The organism is Mycobacterium sp. (assembly GCF_019247635.1).
In the GTDB taxonomy this organism is placed as follows: Bacteria; Actinomycetota; Actinomycetes; order Mycobacteriales; family Mycobacteriaceae; genus Mycobacterium.
In genome coordinates this window covers 1-18,079 of sequence record NZ_JAFBAR010000023.1, presented here as the reverse complement: position 1 = coordinate 18,079, position 18,079 = coordinate 1, and the positions used below count along the sequence as shown (strand labels likewise).

At 65.5% G+C, this 18,079-nt stretch carries 16 protein-coding genes and 2 pseudogenes; 8 read left to right on the top strand and 10 right to left on the bottom strand.

Annotation, left to right across the window (positions count from 1 at the left end):
• Positions 1 to 2 precede the first annotated feature (2 nt).
• A pseudogene (locus JO236_RS03795) lies at positions 3 to 590 on the top strand (RsiV family protein); the annotation flags it as partial.
• Positions 591 to 595: 5 nt separating this feature from the next.
• On the opposite strand, the gene JO236_RS03790 reads toward JO236_RS03795, so the two are convergent.
• From JO236_RS03790 to JO236_RS03780, 3 genes are all read right to left on the bottom strand, one after another.
• Positions 596 to 1,378: an SDR family NAD(P)-dependent oxidoreductase gene (locus JO236_RS03790; protein WP_293324946.1), complete on the bottom strand. Its 783-nt coding sequence runs from the start codon at positions 1,376 to 1,378 to the stop codon at positions 596 to 598.
• The gene (locus JO236_RS03785; protein WP_293324943.1) at positions 1,348 to 2,781 is read right to left on the bottom strand and encodes an FAD-binding oxidoreductase; all 1,434 of its coding nucleotides are present in this window, start codon (positions 2,779 to 2,781) and stop codon (positions 1,348 to 1,350) included. Before JO236_RS03785 ends, JO236_RS03790 begins: the two co-directional genes overlap by 31 nt.
• 186 nt (positions 2,782 to 2,967) lie before the next feature.
• Positions 2,968 to 4,239: a cytochrome P450 gene (locus tag JO236_RS03780; RefSeq protein ID WP_293324940.1), complete on the bottom strand. Its 1,272-nt coding sequence runs from the start codon at positions 4,237 to 4,239 to the stop codon at positions 2,968 to 2,970.
• Between the two features lie 145 nt (positions 4,240 to 4,384).
• On the opposite strand from JO236_RS03780, the gene JO236_RS03775 reads away from it, so the two are divergent.
• A complete protein-coding gene (locus tag JO236_RS03775) occupies positions 4,385 to 4,840 on the top strand; it encodes a VOC family protein (RefSeq protein ID WP_293324937.1) in 456 nt (151 codons plus the stop codon).
• A 41-nt stretch (positions 4,841 to 4,881) separates the two neighbouring features.
• Positions 4,882 to 5,448, top strand: a complete 567-nt coding sequence (locus tag JO236_RS03770) for a TetR/AcrR family transcriptional regulator (RefSeq protein WP_293324934.1) — start codon at positions 4,882 to 4,884, stop codon at positions 5,446 to 5,448.
• 5 nt (positions 5,449 to 5,453) lie between these two features.
• Here the strand turns inward: JO236_RS03770 and JO236_RS03765 are convergent, their stop codons facing one another.
• Entirely contained in the window at positions 5,454 to 6,623 is a 1,170-nt protein-coding gene (locus tag JO236_RS03765) for an acyl-CoA dehydrogenase (protein WP_293324932.1), read from the bottom strand.
• Positions 6,624 to 6,772: 149 nt separating this feature from the next.
• On the opposite strand from JO236_RS03765, the gene JO236_RS03760 reads away from it, so the two are divergent.
• From JO236_RS03760 to JO236_RS03750, 3 genes are read left to right on the top strand one after another with little or no spacing between them, the layout of a single operon-like run.
• Entirely contained in the window at positions 6,773 to 7,117 is a 345-nt protein-coding gene (locus JO236_RS03760; RefSeq protein WP_293324930.1) for a hypothetical protein, read from the top strand.
• 56 nt (positions 7,118 to 7,173) lie between these two features.
• Positions 7,174 to 7,953 carry an Rv3717 family N-acetylmuramoyl-L-alanine amidase gene (locus JO236_RS03755; protein ID WP_293324927.1) on the top strand — a complete coding sequence of 260 codons (780 nt, stop codon included), beginning with the start codon at positions 7,174 to 7,176 and terminating at the stop codon, positions 7,951 to 7,953.
• Between the two features lie 6 nt (positions 7,954 to 7,959).
• Positions 7,960 to 8,115 (top strand): hypothetical protein, encoded by a 156-nt coding sequence (locus tag JO236_RS03750; protein WP_293324924.1) that lies wholly within the window; start codon positions 7,960 to 7,962, stop codon positions 8,113 to 8,115.
• A gap of 336 nt (positions 8,116 to 8,451) precedes the next feature.
• Here JO236_RS03750 and JO236_RS03745 read toward each other — a convergent pair whose 3' ends face one another.
• The 5 genes from JO236_RS03745 to JO236_RS03725 all read right to left on the bottom strand — a co-directional run bounded on the left by JO236_RS03745 (position 8,452) and on the right by JO236_RS03725 (position 14,546).
• Positions 8,452 to 8,973, bottom strand: a complete 522-nt coding sequence (locus tag JO236_RS03745; RefSeq protein WP_293324921.1) for a hypothetical protein — start codon at positions 8,971 to 8,973, stop codon at positions 8,452 to 8,454.
• A gap of 318 nt (positions 8,974 to 9,291) precedes the next feature.
• The gene (locus tag JO236_RS03740) at positions 9,292 to 10,665 is read right to left on the bottom strand and encodes a flavin monoamine oxidase family protein (RefSeq protein WP_293324918.1); all 1,374 of its coding nucleotides are present in this window, start codon (positions 10,663 to 10,665) and stop codon (positions 9,292 to 9,294) included.
• A 102-nt stretch (positions 10,666 to 10,767) separates the two neighbouring features.
• The gene (locus JO236_RS03735; protein ID WP_293324915.1) at positions 10,768 to 12,042 is read right to left on the bottom strand and encodes a cytochrome P450; all 1,275 of its coding nucleotides are present in this window, start codon (positions 12,040 to 12,042) and stop codon (positions 10,768 to 10,770) included.
• A 92-nt stretch (positions 12,043 to 12,134) separates the two neighbouring features.
• Entirely contained in the window at positions 12,135 to 12,470 is a 336-nt protein-coding gene (locus tag JO236_RS03730) for an MmpS family transport accessory protein (protein WP_293324912.1), read from the bottom strand.
• A 201-nt stretch (positions 12,471 to 12,671) separates the two neighbouring features.
• Positions 12,672 to 14,546, bottom strand: coding sequence for a serine/threonine-protein kinase PknH/PknJ (locus JO236_RS03725; RefSeq protein ID WP_293324909.1), 1,875 nt, complete (start codon positions 14,544 to 14,546; stop codon positions 12,672 to 12,674).
• Positions 14,547 to 14,703: 157 nt separating this feature from the next.
• Here JO236_RS03725 and JO236_RS03720 point away from each other — a divergent pair, with 157 nt between their 5' ends.
• Together JO236_RS03720 and JO236_RS03715 are read left to right on the top strand one after the other, a co-directional pair.
• Positions 14,704 to 15,732: a dihydrodipicolinate reductase gene (locus JO236_RS03720; protein WP_323802147.1), complete on the top strand. Its 1,029-nt coding sequence runs from the start codon at positions 14,704 to 14,706 to the stop codon at positions 15,730 to 15,732.
• A 118-nt stretch (positions 15,733 to 15,850) separates the two neighbouring features.
• Positions 15,851 to 17,698 carry an Hsp70 family protein gene (locus JO236_RS03715; RefSeq protein WP_293324906.1) on the top strand — a complete coding sequence of 616 codons (1,848 nt, stop codon included), beginning with the start codon at positions 15,851 to 15,853 and terminating at the stop codon, positions 17,696 to 17,698.
• Between the two features lie 6 nt (positions 17,699 to 17,704).
• On the opposite strand, the pseudogene JO236_RS03710 reads toward JO236_RS03715, so the two are convergent.
• Positions 17,705 to 18,079, bottom strand: a pseudogene (locus JO236_RS03710) (hypothetical protein); the annotation flags it as partial.

Here is an 18,079-nt window from a genome sequence, read left to right as displayed (position 1 = left end):
ACGCCGTGCCCGACCTCGTCGACAATTCGACGACCGGACCGGTGATCCGCGACTATCTGCGCACCCTGGTGAACAACTGGCGAAACGCCAACGCCCACATGGCCGCCGATAGCTACGGCGAGGAAAACTACGAAATCTTCCGACACGACAACCTGCTTAGCGCGGTGTTCCACGAGGACTACCACGCCGACGGGCCCCAGGCCAACCACGCCTATCGCACCTTCACGTTTGACGTGACCAGCGGGCGGCGACTGCAGCTGTCGGACGTGACGACATCGAATCCGCTCACCGCCATCCCTCCGTTGACGCAGCCCTTCATCGAGACCGCGCTCAATCAGGCTGCGCCGCCGCACGATCCGGGGACCTACCCGTTCGTCATCGACCGCTGGACACCCGACAAGGTCTATTCCGGCGCGTATAAGGCGTGGGCGCTGACTCCCGACGAATTGATTCTGTACATGCCCGACTATCCGGTGGGTCACGACGAGCCGCTCGACTTTTCACCGGGGCTCCCGCAGTGGTACATGGACGGAGGCACCGTCCAAGTTCACATCCCGCTGTCGGCCCTGGCCCCAGTACTGCGCATCTAATTTCGTTACGTCGCGGCGGGCCGCAGCATCCGGCCGGCAATGCGCGCAGAGAGCCAACCGGGTGCGAGTCGTGAACTCGTGGCCAACAATCGATTACGCCATCCGGTAACGGTTACCGCCCGCCCGCGGTCCAACGCACGCAAGCCGGCGGCGACGACGGGTTCGGGTGGGGCAAGGCGTCGATAGATCGCGGTGTGCGAGACATCCGAGTCGAGGGCGCCGACAAATCCGGTGTCGGTGGGGCCGGGGCACAACGCTGTAACGGTGACGCCCGAGCCGCGGGTCTCGGCCCACAAGGCTTGGCTCAGTGACAGCACGAACGCCTTCGAAGCGCCGTAGGTGGCTTGATAGGGGCCCGGCTGAAAGGCGATGACGGAAGCTACATTCAGGATTCCGCCGCGACCACGGGCGAGCATGCCGGGGAGCACCGCGTGGGTCAGGCGCACCAGCGCGTCGACGTTGACCGCGAGCAGATCGTGCTCCCGACCGGCGTCGAGCTCCGCGAACCGTCCGTAGGTGCCGAACCCGGCGTTGTTGATCAGGACCTCGATTGGTCGACCCGCCAGGTGTTCGACCAGGTCGTTCATACCAGCTTCGGTGCCAAGGTCACCGACGACCAGTTCGACGTCAACGTTCGTGCTCACCTGCTGCGCCACAGCGCTCAGCCGCGTGTGGTCCCGACCGGCCAGCACCAACGACAGACCCCGCTTGGCCAGCTGGTCGGCGAAGATCGCGCCCAGCCCGGAACTCGCCCCGGTCACCACGGCCCACCCGCCTTGCTTTGACATCCCAGCTCCTTTTTGTATGAATCATTAGTTGTCGCGAACACCACATCGGGGTTGAGGATGCCCGCCGGGTCGAAGCTTTGCTTGATTCGGCGCATGACGTCGATCTTGGCGGGGTCTTCGAGATCGAGGAAGTACGGCGTCTTGGCGCGTCCGAGGCCATGTTCTCCGGAGATCGCACCCCCCAATTCCATTGCCAACGCAAAAATGTCAGACATCAGGTGCTTTCGTTTTGACGCATCTTTGCAGAAGATGGCCAGGTGCACGTTACCGTCGCCGGCGTGTCCGCAGCCGATAACGGCAACACCGGCGGTTGACGCCAGTTCACGAGCTGTGCCAAGGAATTTCGGCATCGCGCTGCGCGGGACGACGGTGTCGACGATGTCGTCGGCGCCCGCCGCCTTGGCGGCCCAAAACGCTTTCTCGCGCGCCTCGATCAGCTTGCGGGCCGCACCTCCTTCGAGCACATAGGCGTCAACCGCACCCAACTCGACGAGCAGTTCGCCGGTCGACCCAACGTCCTCTCGCAGTCGTTCAGCATCCCGGTTTTCCAGCGCCACAACAAGATACGCCTCGCAGCTGGTGCGGATCTGGTCCGGGATGCCCAGCTCAAGATTCTGGGTGTGGACGAGGGCCGCCATCGTCATGTTGTCGATGTATTCCAGGATGCACGGCGCCAGCCCGCTGGCCAGGACGTTGGGCACCGCCTCCATGACCTGTTCGAAGTCGGCGAACGGTGCGAGCACGGTGGCACTGTGGTCGAGCCGCGGGTGCAGCTTGACGATCACCTCGGTGGCCAATGCCAGGGTGCCCTCGGAGCCGACGATGAGTTGAGTCAGGTCGTAACCGGTGGAGACCTTGGCAATCTTGCCGCCGGTTCGAATGATCTCGCCGGTCGGCAGCACCGCCTGCAGCCCGAGGACATTATGACGGGCTACGCCGTACTTGACCGCACGCATGCCCCCGGCGTTGGTACCCACGTTCCCGCCGACACTCGACGACAGCTCGCCCGGATGAACCATGTACCGAAGACCGAAACCAATTGTGGCAGCATCTAATTCGGTCAGAGTCACGCCCGGCTGGACAACCGCGACCTGGTTGGTGGTGTCGACTTCCAGGACCGCGTTCATCCGCTCGAAAGAGACCAACAGGCCGCCCTCGCATGGCCGCACCGCCCCCGACAAGCCGCTCCCGGACCCACGCGCAGTGACCGGAATGCCGTGCTCCGAGGCCGTCTTCAGCAGTGCCGCAACCTCTTCCGCGCTTGCCGGCTTTGCCACGAACGCCGGCTTCTGTGGCGGCAGGGTCAACTCTTCGTCGTGTGCGTAGTCCTCGGGGATCGCATCGCCGGTCAGCAAGTTGTGTTTACCGACGATTTCAGTGAATAGCGCCGCCATGTCGCTCATCGAAGGCCTCGCCTTCTCACCGTGTGTGCCTGACAGCGATCACTTTACTGCTGAGGTCGTGCACGACTGCTGATGATCACGCTCGGGCGGAACGTGATGGTCGTTGACGCAAGCGCATTGGCCGTTGCGACGGTGAGGACGGAGCGATCGACCGGCGAGCGTTCACATCGAGGTGACCGCGAGCAGTCACCAGGGTGCCGATGTCGCCAAATCGATCCCCGGCTGGAAGGTGACCGGCAGTTTGCCCAACCCCGTCATGCTCGGGTTGCCCAGGTAATGGTCGACTCCGTCACGGTCGACCCGGTAGTCGGGGATGCGGTCCAGCACGGCCTTGACCATCACCTCCGACATCAGCCGGGCCAGATGTGACCCGATGCATCGATGCGGGCCGAGCCCGAACGCGACGTGCCGGTTGGGCGCGCGATCCAGCATGATCTCGTCGGGTCGGTCGAATTCCCGCTCGTCGTGATTGGCGGCCAACCAGCTGACGACGACCCGGTCGTTGCGCCGCAATTGCTGGCCACCGACCACGACGTCGCGGGTCACCGTGCGGCTCAGTTGCTGGTTGACCGAGAAGTAGCGCAGGAATTCGTCGGTGGCCGTGCGATACAGCTCCGGATGCTTGATGAGTTGGCGGCGCAACTCCGGGTGGGTGCCCAGGTAGAGCAGGGTCAGCGCGGTCTGAGAGGTGGTGGTGTCCACGCCGCCGGCGATCAGGTTCCACAGGATGTTGAGCAGCTGCTCATCGCTGAGGCGCTCGCCCTCGAACTCGAATCGGATGAGGAAGCTGGTCAGGTCGTCGCGGGCCTCCGTGCGTCTGGCCGCCGCGAACTCTAGAACGCCCTGCATCATGGCGGGGACTTCCGCGATGGCGCTGGCGTACTCCGGACTGTCCTGCGGGACCGCCATGACGGAGTGGAAGAGGTTGGCATACAGCTGCCAGTTGTCGTAGGGCAGGCCCATCAACCTCATGGTGAGGATGGCGGGAACCGGACTGGCATAGTCGAGCACTAGGTCCATTCGCCCGTCGGTTATTCGCCGGTCGAGGAACCAGTGTGCGGATTGCTCCATGAACGGCCGCATCCGCTGAACGGCCCCCGGCGAGAAGAACGGGGCAAGCGCGTGTCGCAGCGCCAGGTGGTAGGGGCCGTCGACCTCGCCGATGCCCAGGGCCGGCTGGCCGTCGGGACGCGGAACACCCATCTCGCCCTGATAGTCGATGCCGTCGCCCGAGTTCGGCTCGTACTTGTGGGCGAAGGTGTCACCGTCGCGGGCCGATTGGCTGACCGCTTCGTAGCTGGTGAGGAACCAAAATCCGCCGTGGTTCTGGTTCCATGCCACCGGACACTTCTGTCTCAGTTCGGCGTTGATGGCGAGCTGGTCAAGGTTGAACTCGTCGGAATGATGGTCGAAGTCAACCACGACATCGGCATTGACATCGCTACGACGCGTAGCCATCGAAAGGCCTCCACCACACCAAGCCTGCACCGATCGGCGATGCCGGCAGCTAATCACGCTATCTTTGCATTATTACGCTTTTGAGCGGTGGAAAGAAGTGGGCAGCCCCGAGCGTCCGCGCTTCAACCATGCAGGAGAGGCTGTAATGACAAGCAACCGAACAACTTTCAACCACGTCGGCTTGTGCGTCGCGGATCGCCAGCGGTCACGTCGGTTCTACGAGGGCCTGCTCGGGTTTCAGTTCTGGTGGGAGCTCGACGCTCCCGAAGACGGCACCGCCGAGTTGCTGCGGCTCGAGAAGCCCGTCGGGCTGCATGCGACGTATCTGGTCCGGGACGGATTGGTGCTCGAACTCCTCGACTACTCGGGACGCCCCGTTCACACCGGGCCCGCCCGGGTGATGGATCAGGTTGGGCTGACGCATATCTCGTTTTCGGTGTCCGATCTCGCCGGCGTGTTGGCCAAGGTTGCCGAGTTCGGGGGAACGGTGGTCGACGGTACCGTCTCCGCGGGGTCGGCGATGGTCCGCGACCCGGACGGCCAACTGCTGGAGTTGCTTTCGGACGGGTGGTTGTCGGTGGTGCCGCCGATTCCGGGGTAGGGGCCAGGGGCTGCGGCGTTGTTGCCCGTAACCTTCACGGTGTGGCAGCACAGAAGCCCCCGTCGCGTCTGTCGGTCGAAGACTGGCTGCAGGCGGGTTACACCTTGCTCGCCGAACACGGTGTACGAGCACTCAAAGTCGAGCGTCTGTGTCAGCAGGTGGGTGCCACCCGGGGAAGTTTCTACTGGCACTTCGACGACATGGACAGCTACCGGGGCGCGCTCGTCGAATCGTGGAACGCGTTCCTCGAACATGACCGTTGTCACCTGACTGAGCTCGATGCGTTGCCACCTCGGGAACGCCTGTCCGCCATGATGACGGCGCTGGTTTCGCCACAGCACTGGACGCTGGAGCGTGCGATGCGCGAATGGGCGCGTTCGGACCCGACCGCCGCCGCCAATGTCCGCGCGGCCGATCGCCGCCTGCTTCGCGCCGTCGCCCGCGCTTACAGCGACTACGGCTTGAGCCCTAGCGATGCAAAACTGCGTGCCGAGTTGACGTTCGCGGCTGGGATCGGGTTATTGCACCTCGCGGACTCGGCGGCCCAGGCGCAGAAGGCATCTCAACGCGAACGATTCCTGGACCTCATGCTGGCCGATGGCACGTGATGCGTTCAGATCATGGCCATCGGGGAGATCTTCGCACCGATCGCCAGCGCCCCGGCCAGCTCCCGACTGACGTCGTAGTCGAACACGACGTGCCCCGACGCGATGTCCACGTCGCGCTTGGCGCGCTGCAAAGGGCTGGACAAGAAGTGGGCGCTTGCCCCGGACGCCTCCATCAGATCGCTGATGATCCACCGGCACTCGCGCACCGTGTGCGCCGCGGCTAACCGTGCGTTGGCCCGCGTGGCTCGATTGACACGCGTGCCAGTGGCGACGATGCGCTCGATGTCGTCGGCGGTATCGGCGATGAGCGTTCGCAATGCGCGCAGTCGCACGATCGCGTCCGCCAACCTGGCCTGGGCGGCGGGTTGATCTTTCTGCGCCACCCCGCTATACGCGAGGATCCGATCGCCGAGCCGTTTCGCGAAGAGTTCGGTCACCCATTCGGCGGCACCCAGCACCGGCATCGCCGCGGTCAGCGCGAGCGCCGGAACCATCGGCCAGCGATAGGTCGAGACATCATGGGCATGCGCCCCTGGCCCATCACCCGCGTAGATGTCGGCGACTGAGATCATGCGGTGCTCGGGCACAAAGACGTCCGTGACGATCACGTCTTGAGAACCGGTGCCGCGCATGCCCGCGGTGTGCCAGACATCGGCGACCACGACGTCGTCGGCGGGCACCACCGCCAGCATCGGATCAATCCGGTCCTGCCGCGGTATCAGCGCCCCGACAATGACCCAATCGGCATCCATCGCGCCGGTCGCCCACGACCACCTGCCGGTCAGCCGTGCTCCGCCATCCGTCGGTGCGCCCCGGCCGGTGGGAGCCAGGGGCGCCGGCGCCAGGACAGGTCCCGAGGCAAATACTTCGTCCTGGGCACGTGGATCGAACAATGACAACATCCAGTTATGCAGCGCGTAGAAGCCCAAAGTCCATGCGCTCGAGGTACATCCGTGCGCCATGCGCCGAATCGGTTCCAGCAGTTCAGGAAACGACGCTTGGATACCGCCGAAGCGTGCCGGTAGCAGCAGTCGAGCCAGGTCCAGTTGCCTGAATTCGCTGACGGTGGCGGCGGGCAGTCGGCGCAGTCGCTCGGCCTCGTCGGCGCGCTGGGCCAGGCGCCCGACAAAGTCGTCGGTGATGCCGTATACCGCCGGGCTGTCGATGACGGACACGCCGTTGACCCTACCATACTCTTTTGTATGGATCGTGTGTCGCCACATTGACCGAGCAGACGCAAACGCACCCGAAACGTCGGCGTGTCGGGTGCTTTTGTGTCTGCTCGCCGGGGGGAACTGTCGGCGGTGCCGCGTACGTTGCCGGCATGAGTACCAGAACGAGTGCGAATGGCGGCTTCGCCGGTGTAGTGGGCGTGTTGCTGATCGTCGCGATCATCATCCGGTTCATCTGGTGGCTTCTCGGGGTCGCCGCGCTGATCGGTCTCTACATCGCGGTGCGCGCGCTGGTGCGCCAGTACCGCCGACGCGAAGCCGCCTATGCGCGCTATCGGGAGGCGCTCGCCGCGCGTGCCGACCAACAGCACAACTGGGTATTGCGCGGCGACACCCGCGGAATCTACGGCGTCGAGGGCGCCGAACTCATGCGCTACCTGTATCCGGCGCACGACCGCGTCAAGCGCCGGACCCGCCCCGGTTATGACCGCCGCTGACGCCGGATCTCATCGCGGGTGTCCGCGCGCAGACGCGCCATTGTTACCATCGCGCGGTGAGCCCTCCGGGTGTGCCCCCGACCTACGCCCTATCACGACGTGATGTCCTGAAGTACGCGGCTGGCGCGCCGGCGACCTTCGGTGCCGCGGCGGTGCTGGGCGCCCCACGCTCGTCGGCCGTCGGTATCGCCGGCATGGCCGTGTTCCTAGACCCCGGCCACAACGCGGTAAACGACGCGTCGATTACCCAGCAGGTTCCCAACGGCCGGGGTGGTACAAAGCAGTGCAACACGTCGGGCACCTCCACCGATGACGGCTACCCGGAGCATGCGTTCACATGGGCCGTCGTTGGGCTTATCGCCGGTGCCCTCAACCAATTGGGCGTGCGCACGCAGTTGTCGCGAAACGACGACAGCTCGGCCGGGCCCTGCGTGGACCAGCGCGCCGCGTTGGCCAACGCGATGCACCCGGACGCGATTGTGAGCATCCACGCCGACGGGGGACCGCCGTCAGGCCGCGGCTTCCACGTCAACTACTCCAGCCCGCCCCTGAACGATGCCCAGTCGGGTCCCGCGATACAGCTGGCCCGGACGATGCGTGAGGCCCTGGTTGCGGCCGGTTTTCAGCCGTCCACCTACATCGGCTCCGACGGGCTATATGGCCGCGACGACCTCGCCGGGCTGAACCTGGCCCTATACCCGGCCGTGCTCGTCGAACTCGGCAACATGCGCAACGCGGACGAAGCCGCCCGAATGGAAAGCGCGGACGGGCGTGCGAGCTACGCAAATGCCGTTGTCCAGGGGATTACGTCGTATCTGAGCGCCAAAGCCGGCTAGCCGACGGTGTCGCCGCGCTGGTTGACCCGTCCGGTCGTCGTGCGGGCGATCGTCATTCTCGCGGTGTTGGCCGTAATGGCCGCGATCGTGACTATGGCCGCGCTGTTCGAGTACGAGCGCACACCGGCGCCGTCAGTCTCGACACCGCCGCATCTGGGTTGAGCTCAGGAGGATGGCACCCCTTTGTGCCCGCCTACGCGCGACAGGCCGCCCGTGTGCGGTCGGCCGCCGCCCGCGCGCGGTCGGCCCCCGCGCGCGCAGTCGGCCGGCGCAATTCTGGACCGCGAGCGTACCGTCACTGCGGGAATTCGCCACCCGAGAATCGCAGTGCCGTTACGCTGGTGAACTGTCCCACACCTCGCGGCCCCGACAGTCGCTGGTAGGCGGGCAACACCAGTGCCCACCACCACGGACACAGGTGACGGATGCGACTGCGCCTCAACAGCCTTGGCGCAGTGAGGGGTTGGCCTCACCCACGAAATCTATGCCCGAACCGCCTCAGCGATGCGCGGATCCGCTCAGCAGTTGACCGTTGGCTCCCTGGAGCAAACATATGACGGTGCTCGGCGTGGGATTCGCGCCGGTGCGGTCCTGATTGGAATCGATCAGGTATGTCACGGAATAGGGGCTACCGTCGATGGACTGACCGGTGTAGGAAGCAACCCCCGCAGCACACGTTCGATTGGCAACGCTGGCGATGGCCGTGTCGACGGCCAGCGGTGCGCGCAGATATACCTCAGCCAAATGTGCTGTCGTGCAATCGACAACGGTGACCATGATCCGGCTGAGGTCGGCAGGCGGCAGGTCGGCGACGCAGTCGCCTACTTGGAGTTCGATCCACGACTCGGTCCGGGACCGAGGCGTGGGGGGAGCGACGGGTCCGGTTGCCGTAATCGCTTTTGCCGCTGGGCTTGTGGGTGACGGGGCCGTTGATGCTGGGCCGGCCTGGACGCCGTTGGTCGCGCAGGCCGCCAACACCGCGACCGTAGACAGACCGCATAGCCGGTGGCCCCCTCGCATGGCAGCGATTGTAAGTCCTGTTGGTGCAAGTGACGCCGCTTTTGCTGGCACCTACTAGGACTCACGGCAAAATGACGGCTAGGCAACCGTTTACCGAGCAGATCGGCAAGGGGTCGGGCAGCCCCGGAACGTCTTGCGGCCCGCGGCCGGGCCGCGTGGACATCAAAGAGTTTCGTCGCGCCAACTGCCCTTCCGGCATACGCGGTACTACCACTACCCGTTCCCGCCGGCGCGCATCGGCGAATATCGCACGGCACTTGGAGTGGCTGGACGACAACGCTACTCGTGTCGCGGTAGTTCCTTAACCGCCGGAATGACTCACCCTGTACCGGCACGTACTGTATGTGTACGCGTCATGACTTCGTCGGCGGCCCGTTCGCCGGAGCGAATCGCGCCGTCAATCCAGCCGCACATCTTTGTCGAGGTCTCGGTGCCGGCCCAGTGAATGCGGCCGCACGGTTCGCGCAGCGCATGGCCGAACTCGGTGAGCACACCGGGCGGCGCGTGGCTGAGCATCCCGCCCCCGGAAAAAGGCTCGCGGGTCCAGTTTTGCTCGTGGTAGTCGACCGGTTTGCCGGCCTTGGCGCCGAACCGCTCCACGAGCGCGTCCAGCACGCCCTGGCGCCGCTCGTGCGAGTCGAGACGTTCGTATTGGCGTGCGACCGGTCCCTCGATGACGACGCACAGGATCCCCGGTGTACCGGTGTCCGTGCAGGCATCGATCGTCACGGTAGCCAGCGACCCCGGTGCGGCGCTCTGGCCGCACAGGCCGTCGGCGCGCCAGAACGGCTCGTCGTAAACGATCGAGATCTTCACGACCGCGCCGCTGGGCATCCGCTGATGTAGGAACGCGCGATCGGTGGGAAGCATTGGCTCATAGATGATTTGGCTGGCGATGGCCAGCGGTACCGCGACGATCGCCCGCAGGGCCCGAACGCTGCCGTGTTCGGACCGCACGGTGACGCCGTCGGCGTCCTGCGTGATGTAGCGGACCGGTTGCGACAACTGGATCGCGTCGCCCAGCTGGTCGGCCATCGGCTGGTAGATCGCGCCCATGCCACCGATGACCCGCGCGTCTTGCGAGCCGTCCTTCCCACCTAACACGAAGGTGGGGCCGCCGGCCGATCCCATCTGGTAAAGCATGAACAGCATCGACACCTCGGATGCCGCCGATGTGTAGCAACCGGAGACCGCGGTGTCCAGGAGGGCATGCGCCGCCGCGGATTTGACATTCTTCTCCAGCCATTGGGCCAACGTCATGCGGTCCCACTTCTGCGCCTTCTTGGCTTCCCAGGGCGCCTCCAGCGGGACCGACTTGCACATCTGACCCAGTTCGAACATGGCCGCCCCCAAGCTCAGCGAGGCCCACAGGCTCATGGTCCAGGGAACCATTCCGCTGTAGCGGTGCTGCTTTCCGTCGACGACCATCATGGCGTCGCCGTCGGTGTACTGCTTGAAGGTCTGCACGCCGAATTCGTTCATCAGCGCGTAGATCCGGTCCTGCGTCGGCCCCACCCATGCTCCGCCGCGGTCGATCCACGACCCGTCGTCGCACGGAACGGTAAATGTCCGGCCGCCAACCCTGTCCCGAGCTTCCAGCACCGCCACCGAGTGGCCCGCCTGCTTGAGTCGTAGCGCCGCGGTCAGTCCCGCGAAACCCGCACCTATTACGCAGAAGTCGACGTCAGTCATGGTGAAAGGCGTACTCGCAATCGCGGTGCCAGTCAACGGCGGGCAGAGACGAGATCGCGCACCACCAACGCGCGCCGTGCGATTTTGTGTCGGCTCGCGGGGTCAGCTCCACGAAACAGGCAGGCGCTTGATGCCGTGGATGAACTGCGAGAGCAGCCGTGCGGGCTCCTCGGTCGCAACGATATCGGGGATTTCGCGGTGCAGTTCGTCGAAGACGACTCGAATCTCGCGCCGGGCCAGGTTCGCGCCCAGGCAGAAGTGGGCACCTCCGCCCCCGAACCCGAGATGCGGGTTGGGGTTGCGTGCGACGTCGAAAACCCACGGATTAGCGAACTTTGACTCGTCGCGGTTGGCAGAGTTGTACCACAGCGTGGCCTTGTCGCCGGCCGCCAGCCTGGTGCCGCTGAGCTCGATGTCGCGGGTCACGGTGCGTCGCATGTAGACCACCGGGGAAGCCCACCGCACGATCTCCTCGACGGCGGTCGGCGTCAACGCGTCGAAATTTGACCACCATTTCTCACGTTCGGCGGGGTAGCGGGACAGCGCCAGCACACCATGACTGATCGCGTTGCGCGTCGTTTCGTTGCCCGCCACGACCAGCAGGATGAAGAAGGACGAGATCTCCTGCGACGACAACCGCTCGCCGTCGACCTCAGCCTCCACCAGGCTCGTCGTCAGATCGTCGCGGTGATTGATGCGACGGTCCTCCGCCAAGGCGGTGCCGTAGGCCCCGATATCCATCGACACCTTGAGGAACTCCTCGAAATCGGTCGCCAGGTCTGGGTCGCCGAAGCCGAGAATCACGTTGGTCCAATGGAATACGCGCTGGTGGTCCTCCTCGGGAATACCCATCATGTCGCAGATCACCTGCAGCGGCAGCAGCCCCGCGAGCTCGTTGACCACCTCGGCCTGGCCGTCGGGATGGTTGGCGACCATCGACGCCACCGCCTGGTGGGCGCGCTCGCGCACCGACGCTTCGATACGGGCCACCACTTTCGGCGTGAATGCCCTACTGACGATCGACCGCAGCCGCTGGTGCCGGGGATCGTCCATGACGATCATCGAGCCGAAATATTCCGCCAACTCTGGGGTTTGGTCGTTGACGGTGATGTTGGGGCTCGAGCTGAAAATGTCCGGATGGCGGCTGGCAAAGTGGACGTCGTCGTGTCTGGTGAGCGCCCAATGCCCCTCGCCGGGGGTGAAGCCGGCAATGTCGAGTGCGGGCCAGAACGAGATGGGGGCCTCTCGTCGCAAGGCGGCGAAAGCGGCGTCGCGGATGTCGTCGTCGAGGCCCCAGAAATCCAACGAGCCGAGGTCAAAGTCGGCGAGCGCAAGCTCGGGCGGTGCCACGCCGTTGACTCGAGTCGCCAGACCCATGGGGGCCACCTTCCTCACCGTGCGCGAGCAGACGCAAAGTCACCCGCACGCACGGCGTGTCGGGTGCTTTTGCGTCTGCTCGGCGGACTTCATCAGTGCGAACAGACAGTTCTTCCGGGCGTCCCCGACGATTTCGCATCGAACACGGACTTGCCGTCGACGATGATCCTGCACGCGATCGTGCCCTGGCCCTGCGCACTGAGGACGAACACCTGGCCCGCAAACGCGGTGAACTGCGTCGACCAGGGCAGCTGGACGTTCACCGCGCGCTGCTGACCGCTATCGGTTTGGAACGAGACGTATTCGGCGGTGGGGGAGCTGCCGGTCACCTCGTAGCGGACCTGAGGCATGTTGTCGGCAGTCGCCACTCCGGTGCCATAGCTGGCCGCGAACCCCAGGCAGGCAGCGAACAGGATCTTCCGGGTCATGGTGTTCATGTTGTCATCACCGCGATGGCCCGCGAAAGCTTTTTCCGGTTGATTTCCGACCGCTACGCGCAGCGTGGCGTGCCAGTGACGCACGGCGCTCGATCGCGCCGTCGTTGACTGCGCTCAGCGCCGTGTGGTCCGTTCGACAAGCTCGCAAAGGACGCCGCGTTCATGGTCATCCACGAGACGCGACGGGTCGCACTACGATTTGGGCACTTTGGCGCCGATCTGACGGGCGATGTCGACGGCGGCGGTGGGCGGGCCGAGGCATACGGTGACGTCTACCGCGACGTTGTTGGCCACGGTAAGTGCCCGCTCGCAGGTGCCGGCGCTGTTAGCGGGTGTGACGGTGGCGCTGAGAATGCCGTTGGCGTTGGAAACCGGCCCCACCGTGTGCAGCTGCGAATTGCCGTTGATGGCAATGGTGAATTGACGATTCGAGCAGCTTCCCCAGCTTTGGGTGGACGCGGTGAAGAACGAGGCCGCATCATGCGCCGAGGAAAATAACACGACGGCCTGGGTCACAGCGTTCTGTTGGCCTTTTGCCAACACCTGAGCGCGCATGTCGCTCGACCCGCTGCCCGCGTACACGCTGGCCTGGACCGCGTAGGCCAGGGGCAGGCACGCCTTGTCGGACACAAAACTGCTCTGGTCGGGCATCGTGGTCATGGTGCCGACGGAAGTCATTCCGGTGGTGTCCATCGCGGCGTTGATTTGGTCGGCGCTGAGCAGCAAACCATCCAGCCCATTTGCCGACGGCGCGGGCGCCTGGGCAGTGCTGGAGGCGGGCGCCGGCGCCGTGCTGGGAGTCGGACTCGAAGCCGGTGCGGGTTGCGCCGTTGGCGTGCGGGACGCGGTCCGGCCCCCGAGCAACAGGTACGCCGCGACGGAGACGACGACGGCCAGCGTCACCGCGGCCCCGGTGATCAGTGGCCACTTCCTTCGGCGTCGCGGCTGCCACTGCGGCGCGGATGGTGGGCTCCCCGCGGGGGTGGGCCAGTACGCGGGTGCGGCTGGTGGCGCTGCGGCTTGGGGTGCCCCGGCCAGGGCGGGCTGGGCTTGCGGGGCGAAGCCCCACCCGGACGCGCCTTGCGGGGGAGCCACGTCGTTCGCGGGCGCGGACTGCTGCCACAGCGGTTGCAGTGCAGCTGTAGGAGCCGGGGGCGGGCGACCGTGGACCACTGTGCTCGCCGGTTGGGTCGCGAGGGCATGGTTGGCGGCCGTCGCCAGGTCGTATGCGCTTTGGTAACGGTGGTTGGGGTCTTTGGCCATGCCGCGGGCGATCACTTCGTCGAACCCGGTCGGGACCGAGGGATTCAGCCCGCTGGGTCTTGGCGGTTCGAGCGAATAGTGCCCGGTGAATTGTTGTTCCAGACTGTCGCCGGGATATGGCTGCGCGCCGGTGAGGCATTCATGTAGCACACATGCCAGGGCGTAGATGTCGGCGCGCGCATCAGCGGAGCCGGCGCTGAACCGCTCTGGGGCCATATATGCCCAGCTGCCCACGATGGTGCCGGTCCGGGTCAGTTTGGTGGCCGCGCTGTCGTGGGCGATGCCAAAGTCGATTAGGTAGGTGAAGTCGCGAGCGGTTACCAGGGCGTTGGAGGGCTTGACGTCGCGGTGCACCAGCCCGACGGTATGGGCGGCGTCCAGTGCGGCGGCCAACTGCTCAATCACGCCAGCCGCCCGGCGCGGCGACATGGGCCCGTCCCGCTCCAGCAGATCCTGGATATTGGTGCCCTGGACAACCGGCATGACCAAATACAGCTGGCCGTCGATTTCCCCGGTGTCATGAATGGGGATGATGTGTGGCTCGGCCAGCCGGGCCGCGATGTGCGCCTCGCGACGAAACCGTTCCTGATAGCCAGGCTCGGCACTGAGGTCGGCGGATAGCACCTTGATCGCGACATCGCGGCCGATCACCGTGTCGTGGGCTCGGTAGACCCTTCCCATGCCGCCCTCGCCGATCACCGACAAAAGCCGGTAACGACCAAACACCACCTCGTCCACCGGCAGCCCTTCCGTCGCCAGGATCCGGCTAGCAATGGTACCGATCCAGCGCTCGAACAGGGCCATTTGGCGAACGGCCGCCGGTCCGTCTAGATGCCCCGGCGCGGCGCGCTTAGTGTGAGTCAGAGCGGCGGGTCAAGATCGGAAGGTGGGTCGGAAGTTGGGTATCTCGGCGCGTGAGCCAAAGCGCATCGTGGTGTGGGGCACCGGCTTCGTGGGCCGGATGGTGATCGCGGAGGTCGTCAAACATCCGCTCTTCGAGTTGGTTGGCGTGGGCGTGAGCAACCCGGCCAAGGCAGGCCGCGACGTCGGTGACATCTGTGGTCTGGCCGAGCCCGTCGGCGTCACTGCGACGGACGACGTCGACGCCCTGATCGCGCTCAAGCCCGACGCCTTGGTGCACTACGGTCCGACGGCGATGCACGCCAAGGACAACATCTCGCTCATCACGCGTTTCCTGCGGGCCGGCATCGACGTCTGCTCGACCGCGATGACGCCGTGGGTGTGGCCGACCATGCACCTCAACCCGCCGCAGTGGATCGAGCCGATCACCGATGCCTGCGAGCTGGGTGAATCGTCGTGTTTCACCACCGGCATCGACCCGGGGTTCGCCAACGACCTGTTCCCCATGACGCTGATGGGCCTGTGTTCCGAGGTGCGCCGGGTGCGCGCGTCGGAGTTGCTGGACTACACCAACTACGAAGGTGACTACGAGGTCGAGATGGGTATCGGCCGCGAGCCCGAGTACAGCCCCATGCTGGAGAACCGCGACGTGCTGATCTTCGCGTGGGGCGCCACCGTCCCGATGATCGCCCACGCCGCCGGCATCATGCTCGACGAGATCACCACCACCTGGGACAAGTGGGTCACTCCCGCCGAACGCAACACGGTCAAGGGCGTCATCAAGCCGGGCCACGTAGCCGCGGTCCGCTTCACCATCAACGGGATCTACCAGGGCGAAACGCGGATCCAGTTGGAACACGTGAACCGCATCGGTCGCGACGCCGCCCCTGACTGGCCGTCCGGCCACGACGATGACGTCTACCGGGTCGACATCGAAGGGACTCCCAGCATCTTCCAGGAAACCGCGTTCCGGTTTACCGACGGCACCGGCCGCGATGCCGCCACAGCCGGCTGCCTATCCACCGGGCTGCGCGCGCTCAATGCGGTCCCGGCCGTCAATGACCTGCCGCCGGGCTGGGTGACCCCGCTCGACCTGCCGCTGATAGCCGGGGTCGGCACGATCCGCTGACCCGGCCGTTATACAGCTCCCGCATAGCTAACACAAAGATGGGCGATAGCCTTTTACGACTAAGTTTGAGTAGGGCGGATTTGAAGGGACAGATCGCCAGACACGGGGATTGGACCAGATGGCAGAAGGAGCTAGGCCCGCACTGGGCTTGTCTATCGGTGCCACCAACCTGGCGGCCGTGACGGCCGATCACTCCATCACTCGCAAGCCCGTATTGACGCTGTATCGGCAGCGTCCGCCCGAGGTCGGTGTGCCGTCGGAAAACCCGCGACTCGACGAGCCGGGCCTGGTGATCACCGAATTCGTCGACAGGGTGGGCGACCCGGTCGGAATCGTGGCGGCCGACGGTTCGATGCACCGCAGCGAAGCGCTGGTGGCCGACGGGCTACGGGCACTGGCCTACACCGCCACCGGCGGCCACGCCCTGCCCGAAAATGTCACCGTGACCTACCCAGCTCACTGGGGATCTGCTGCGGTGGACGCACTGGGTGCCGCACTGAGCCGGGTAGCCGAATGGTCGAACCGGGCCCGGCCGCTGACGCTCATACCGGATGCGGCGGCGGCGCTCATTGCGGCGCGGGCCAACCCGGGCATACCTGCCCGCGGGGTTGTCGCAGTGTGCGATTTCGGTGGCAGCGGCACCAGCATCACGTTGGTGGATGCCGCAGCCGAGTACCAGCCCCTGGCGGGTACCGTGCGCCACCACGACTTCTCCGGCGGCCTCATCGATCAGGCGTTGTTGACCTATGTGATGGGCGAGTTACCGAACACGGGTGCGTTTGACCCGGCCGGTACGTCGGCGATCGGTTCGCTGGCCCGGCTGCGGGCCGAATGTCGGGCCGCCAAGGAGCAGCTCTCGTCGAGCACGGTGACCACGCTCAGCGAATTGCCCCAAGCGCACGGCGGCATTCGGATCACCCGCACCGAGCTTGATGACGTCATGCACGACTCACTGAACAACTTCATGCTTGTGTTGGAAGAAATGTTGGCGCGCAACGCAATTCGCGCTGCTGATCTGGCCGCCGTCGTCTCGGTCGGCGGTGGTGCCAACATCCCGGCCGTCACCACGATGCTGTCGGGGCACTTTCGCATCCCGGTCGTCACGGCACCGCGCCCGCAATTGACGGCAGCTATCGGCGGTGCGTTGCGGGCAGCCCGTGGTCCGGCCGACGCAAGCGCGACCAGGTTGACGCCCGCACCCGCGGCGGCGGGAGCCTCGAAAGCTTCGGCCGCTCGGCAGGCCGGAGTTGACCACGCACGCGCACCGCTGCCGGCCCGGGAGGCCTACCAGCACGCGCACGGCGCGGCACCCGCTTCGGTCATGCAGCCCGCCTTGGCCTGGTCGGAAGCCGACGACGCGTCCCGCGCCGTGCCGAGCGGTGACGGCTCGGGGCTTACCTCCGCCCGCCCGCAGCTGACCTTTGAGCGCGAGTCGACGCCAGGGTCAAACGCGGCAAAGCCTAAGCAACCGATCCTCCCTTGGTATCGCCTGCCGGCGGTAATCATCATCAGCACGGCGGTGGCGGTGGTCCTCGTGGGAGCGGCGGTGGCGATCGGGCTGAGCTCCGATAACAAGCCGACGGCGCCGTCGCCGGGCGTCAGCTCCACCCCGGCCCCGGCCCCATCTGGTGCGCCACCGGCGAGCAACGGCGAAGTTCCCGCGCCTGCCCCGGCGAGCCAGCAGCCGACGTCGCCACCGAGTCCCACGGATACGAGCCCGCCGCCGGCGACGACCGCCGAGACGCCTCCGGCCTCGTCTGCCGTGCCTCCGGCCTCGTCTGCCGTGCCCCAAGCACCCGTCACCCAACAGCAAGCCCCTGCGCCGATCAGTCCGCCGGCGGTGCCGGCGATTCCTCAAATCCCGGGACTGCCGCAAATTCCTGGCATCAACGCTCCGGGGCTGACACCTCCGGGTGCGGTTTCGCTACCGGCAATTGCCGGTTTGAAGGCGAGTGTGCGGCACTGAGACGAGTTAAGTGCTCGCGCCTTCCTTTTGGTCCTTGGCTTGGTCCTTGGCCTCTTTGAGAATCTGCTCGTTGAAAGCCTTGTCTTTCTCGACGTTTTCTTCCGCCTTCTCCCGGGCCTCTTTGTTCAGCTGTTCGACCGACTTGTCTTCGGCCGTCTGATCGGCCCGGGTGCCGCGGTCGCTTTCATCATTGGTGTTTCTGCGCTTGGAGTCCTGTTCCTCGGGCTTCTCGTCCTTGGCGCTTTCGGACTTGTGCTCCGACTCGTCTTCGGCTGGCTCGGCTTTTCCAGGCTCCGCTTTGCCAGACTCGTCTTTGTCAGACTTCTCGTCTTTGCCAGACTCGTCTTTGTCAGACTTCTCGTCTTTGCCAGACTTCTCCTC

Excerpts from the sequence above, each read along its gene's own strand:
- JO236_RS03790 (WP_293324946.1), bottom strand. The coding sequence starts at position 1,378 with ATGTCAAAGCAAGGCGGGTGGGCCGTGGTGACCGGGGCGAGTTCCGGG.
- JO236_RS03785 (WP_293324943.1), bottom strand. The coding sequence starts at position 2,781 with ATGAGCGACATGGCGGCGCTATTCACTGAAATCGTCGGTAAACACAAC.
- JO236_RS03780 (WP_293324940.1), bottom strand. The coding sequence starts at position 4,239 with ATGGCTACGCGTCGTAGCGATGTCAATGCCGATGTCGTGGTTGACTTC.
- JO236_RS03775 (WP_293324937.1), top strand. The coding sequence starts at position 4,385 with ATGACAAGCAACCGAACAACTTTCAACCACGTCGGCTTGTGCGTCGCG.
- JO236_RS03760 (WP_293324930.1), top strand. The coding sequence starts at position 6,773 with ATGAGTACCAGAACGAGTGCGAATGGCGGCTTCGCCGGTGTAGTGGGC.
- JO236_RS03745 (WP_293324921.1), bottom strand. The coding sequence starts at position 8,973 with ATGCGAGGGGGCCACCGGCTATGCGGTCTGTCTACGGTCGCGGTGTTG.
- JO236_RS03740 (WP_293324918.1), bottom strand. The coding sequence starts at position 10,665 with ATGACTGACGTCGACTTCTGCGTAATAGGTGCGGGTTTCGCGGGACTG.
- JO236_RS03735 (WP_293324915.1), bottom strand. The coding sequence starts at position 12,042 with ATGGGTCTGGCGACTCGAGTCAACGGCGTGGCACCGCCCGAGCTTGCG.
- JO236_RS03730 (WP_293324912.1), bottom strand. The coding sequence starts at position 12,470 with ATGACCCGGAAGATCCTGTTCGCTGCCTGCCTGGGGTTCGCGGCCAGC.
- JO236_RS03725 (WP_293324909.1), bottom strand. The coding sequence starts at position 14,546 with ATGGCCCTGTTCGAGCGCTGGATCGGTACCATTGCTAGCCGGATCCTG.
- JO236_RS03720 (WP_323802147.1), top strand. The coding sequence starts at position 14,704 with ATGGTGATCGCGGAGGTCGTCAAACATCCGCTCTTCGAGTTGGTTGGC.
- JO236_RS03715 (WP_293324906.1), top strand. The coding sequence starts at position 15,851 with ATGGCAGAAGGAGCTAGGCCCGCACTGGGCTTGTCTATCGGTGCCACC.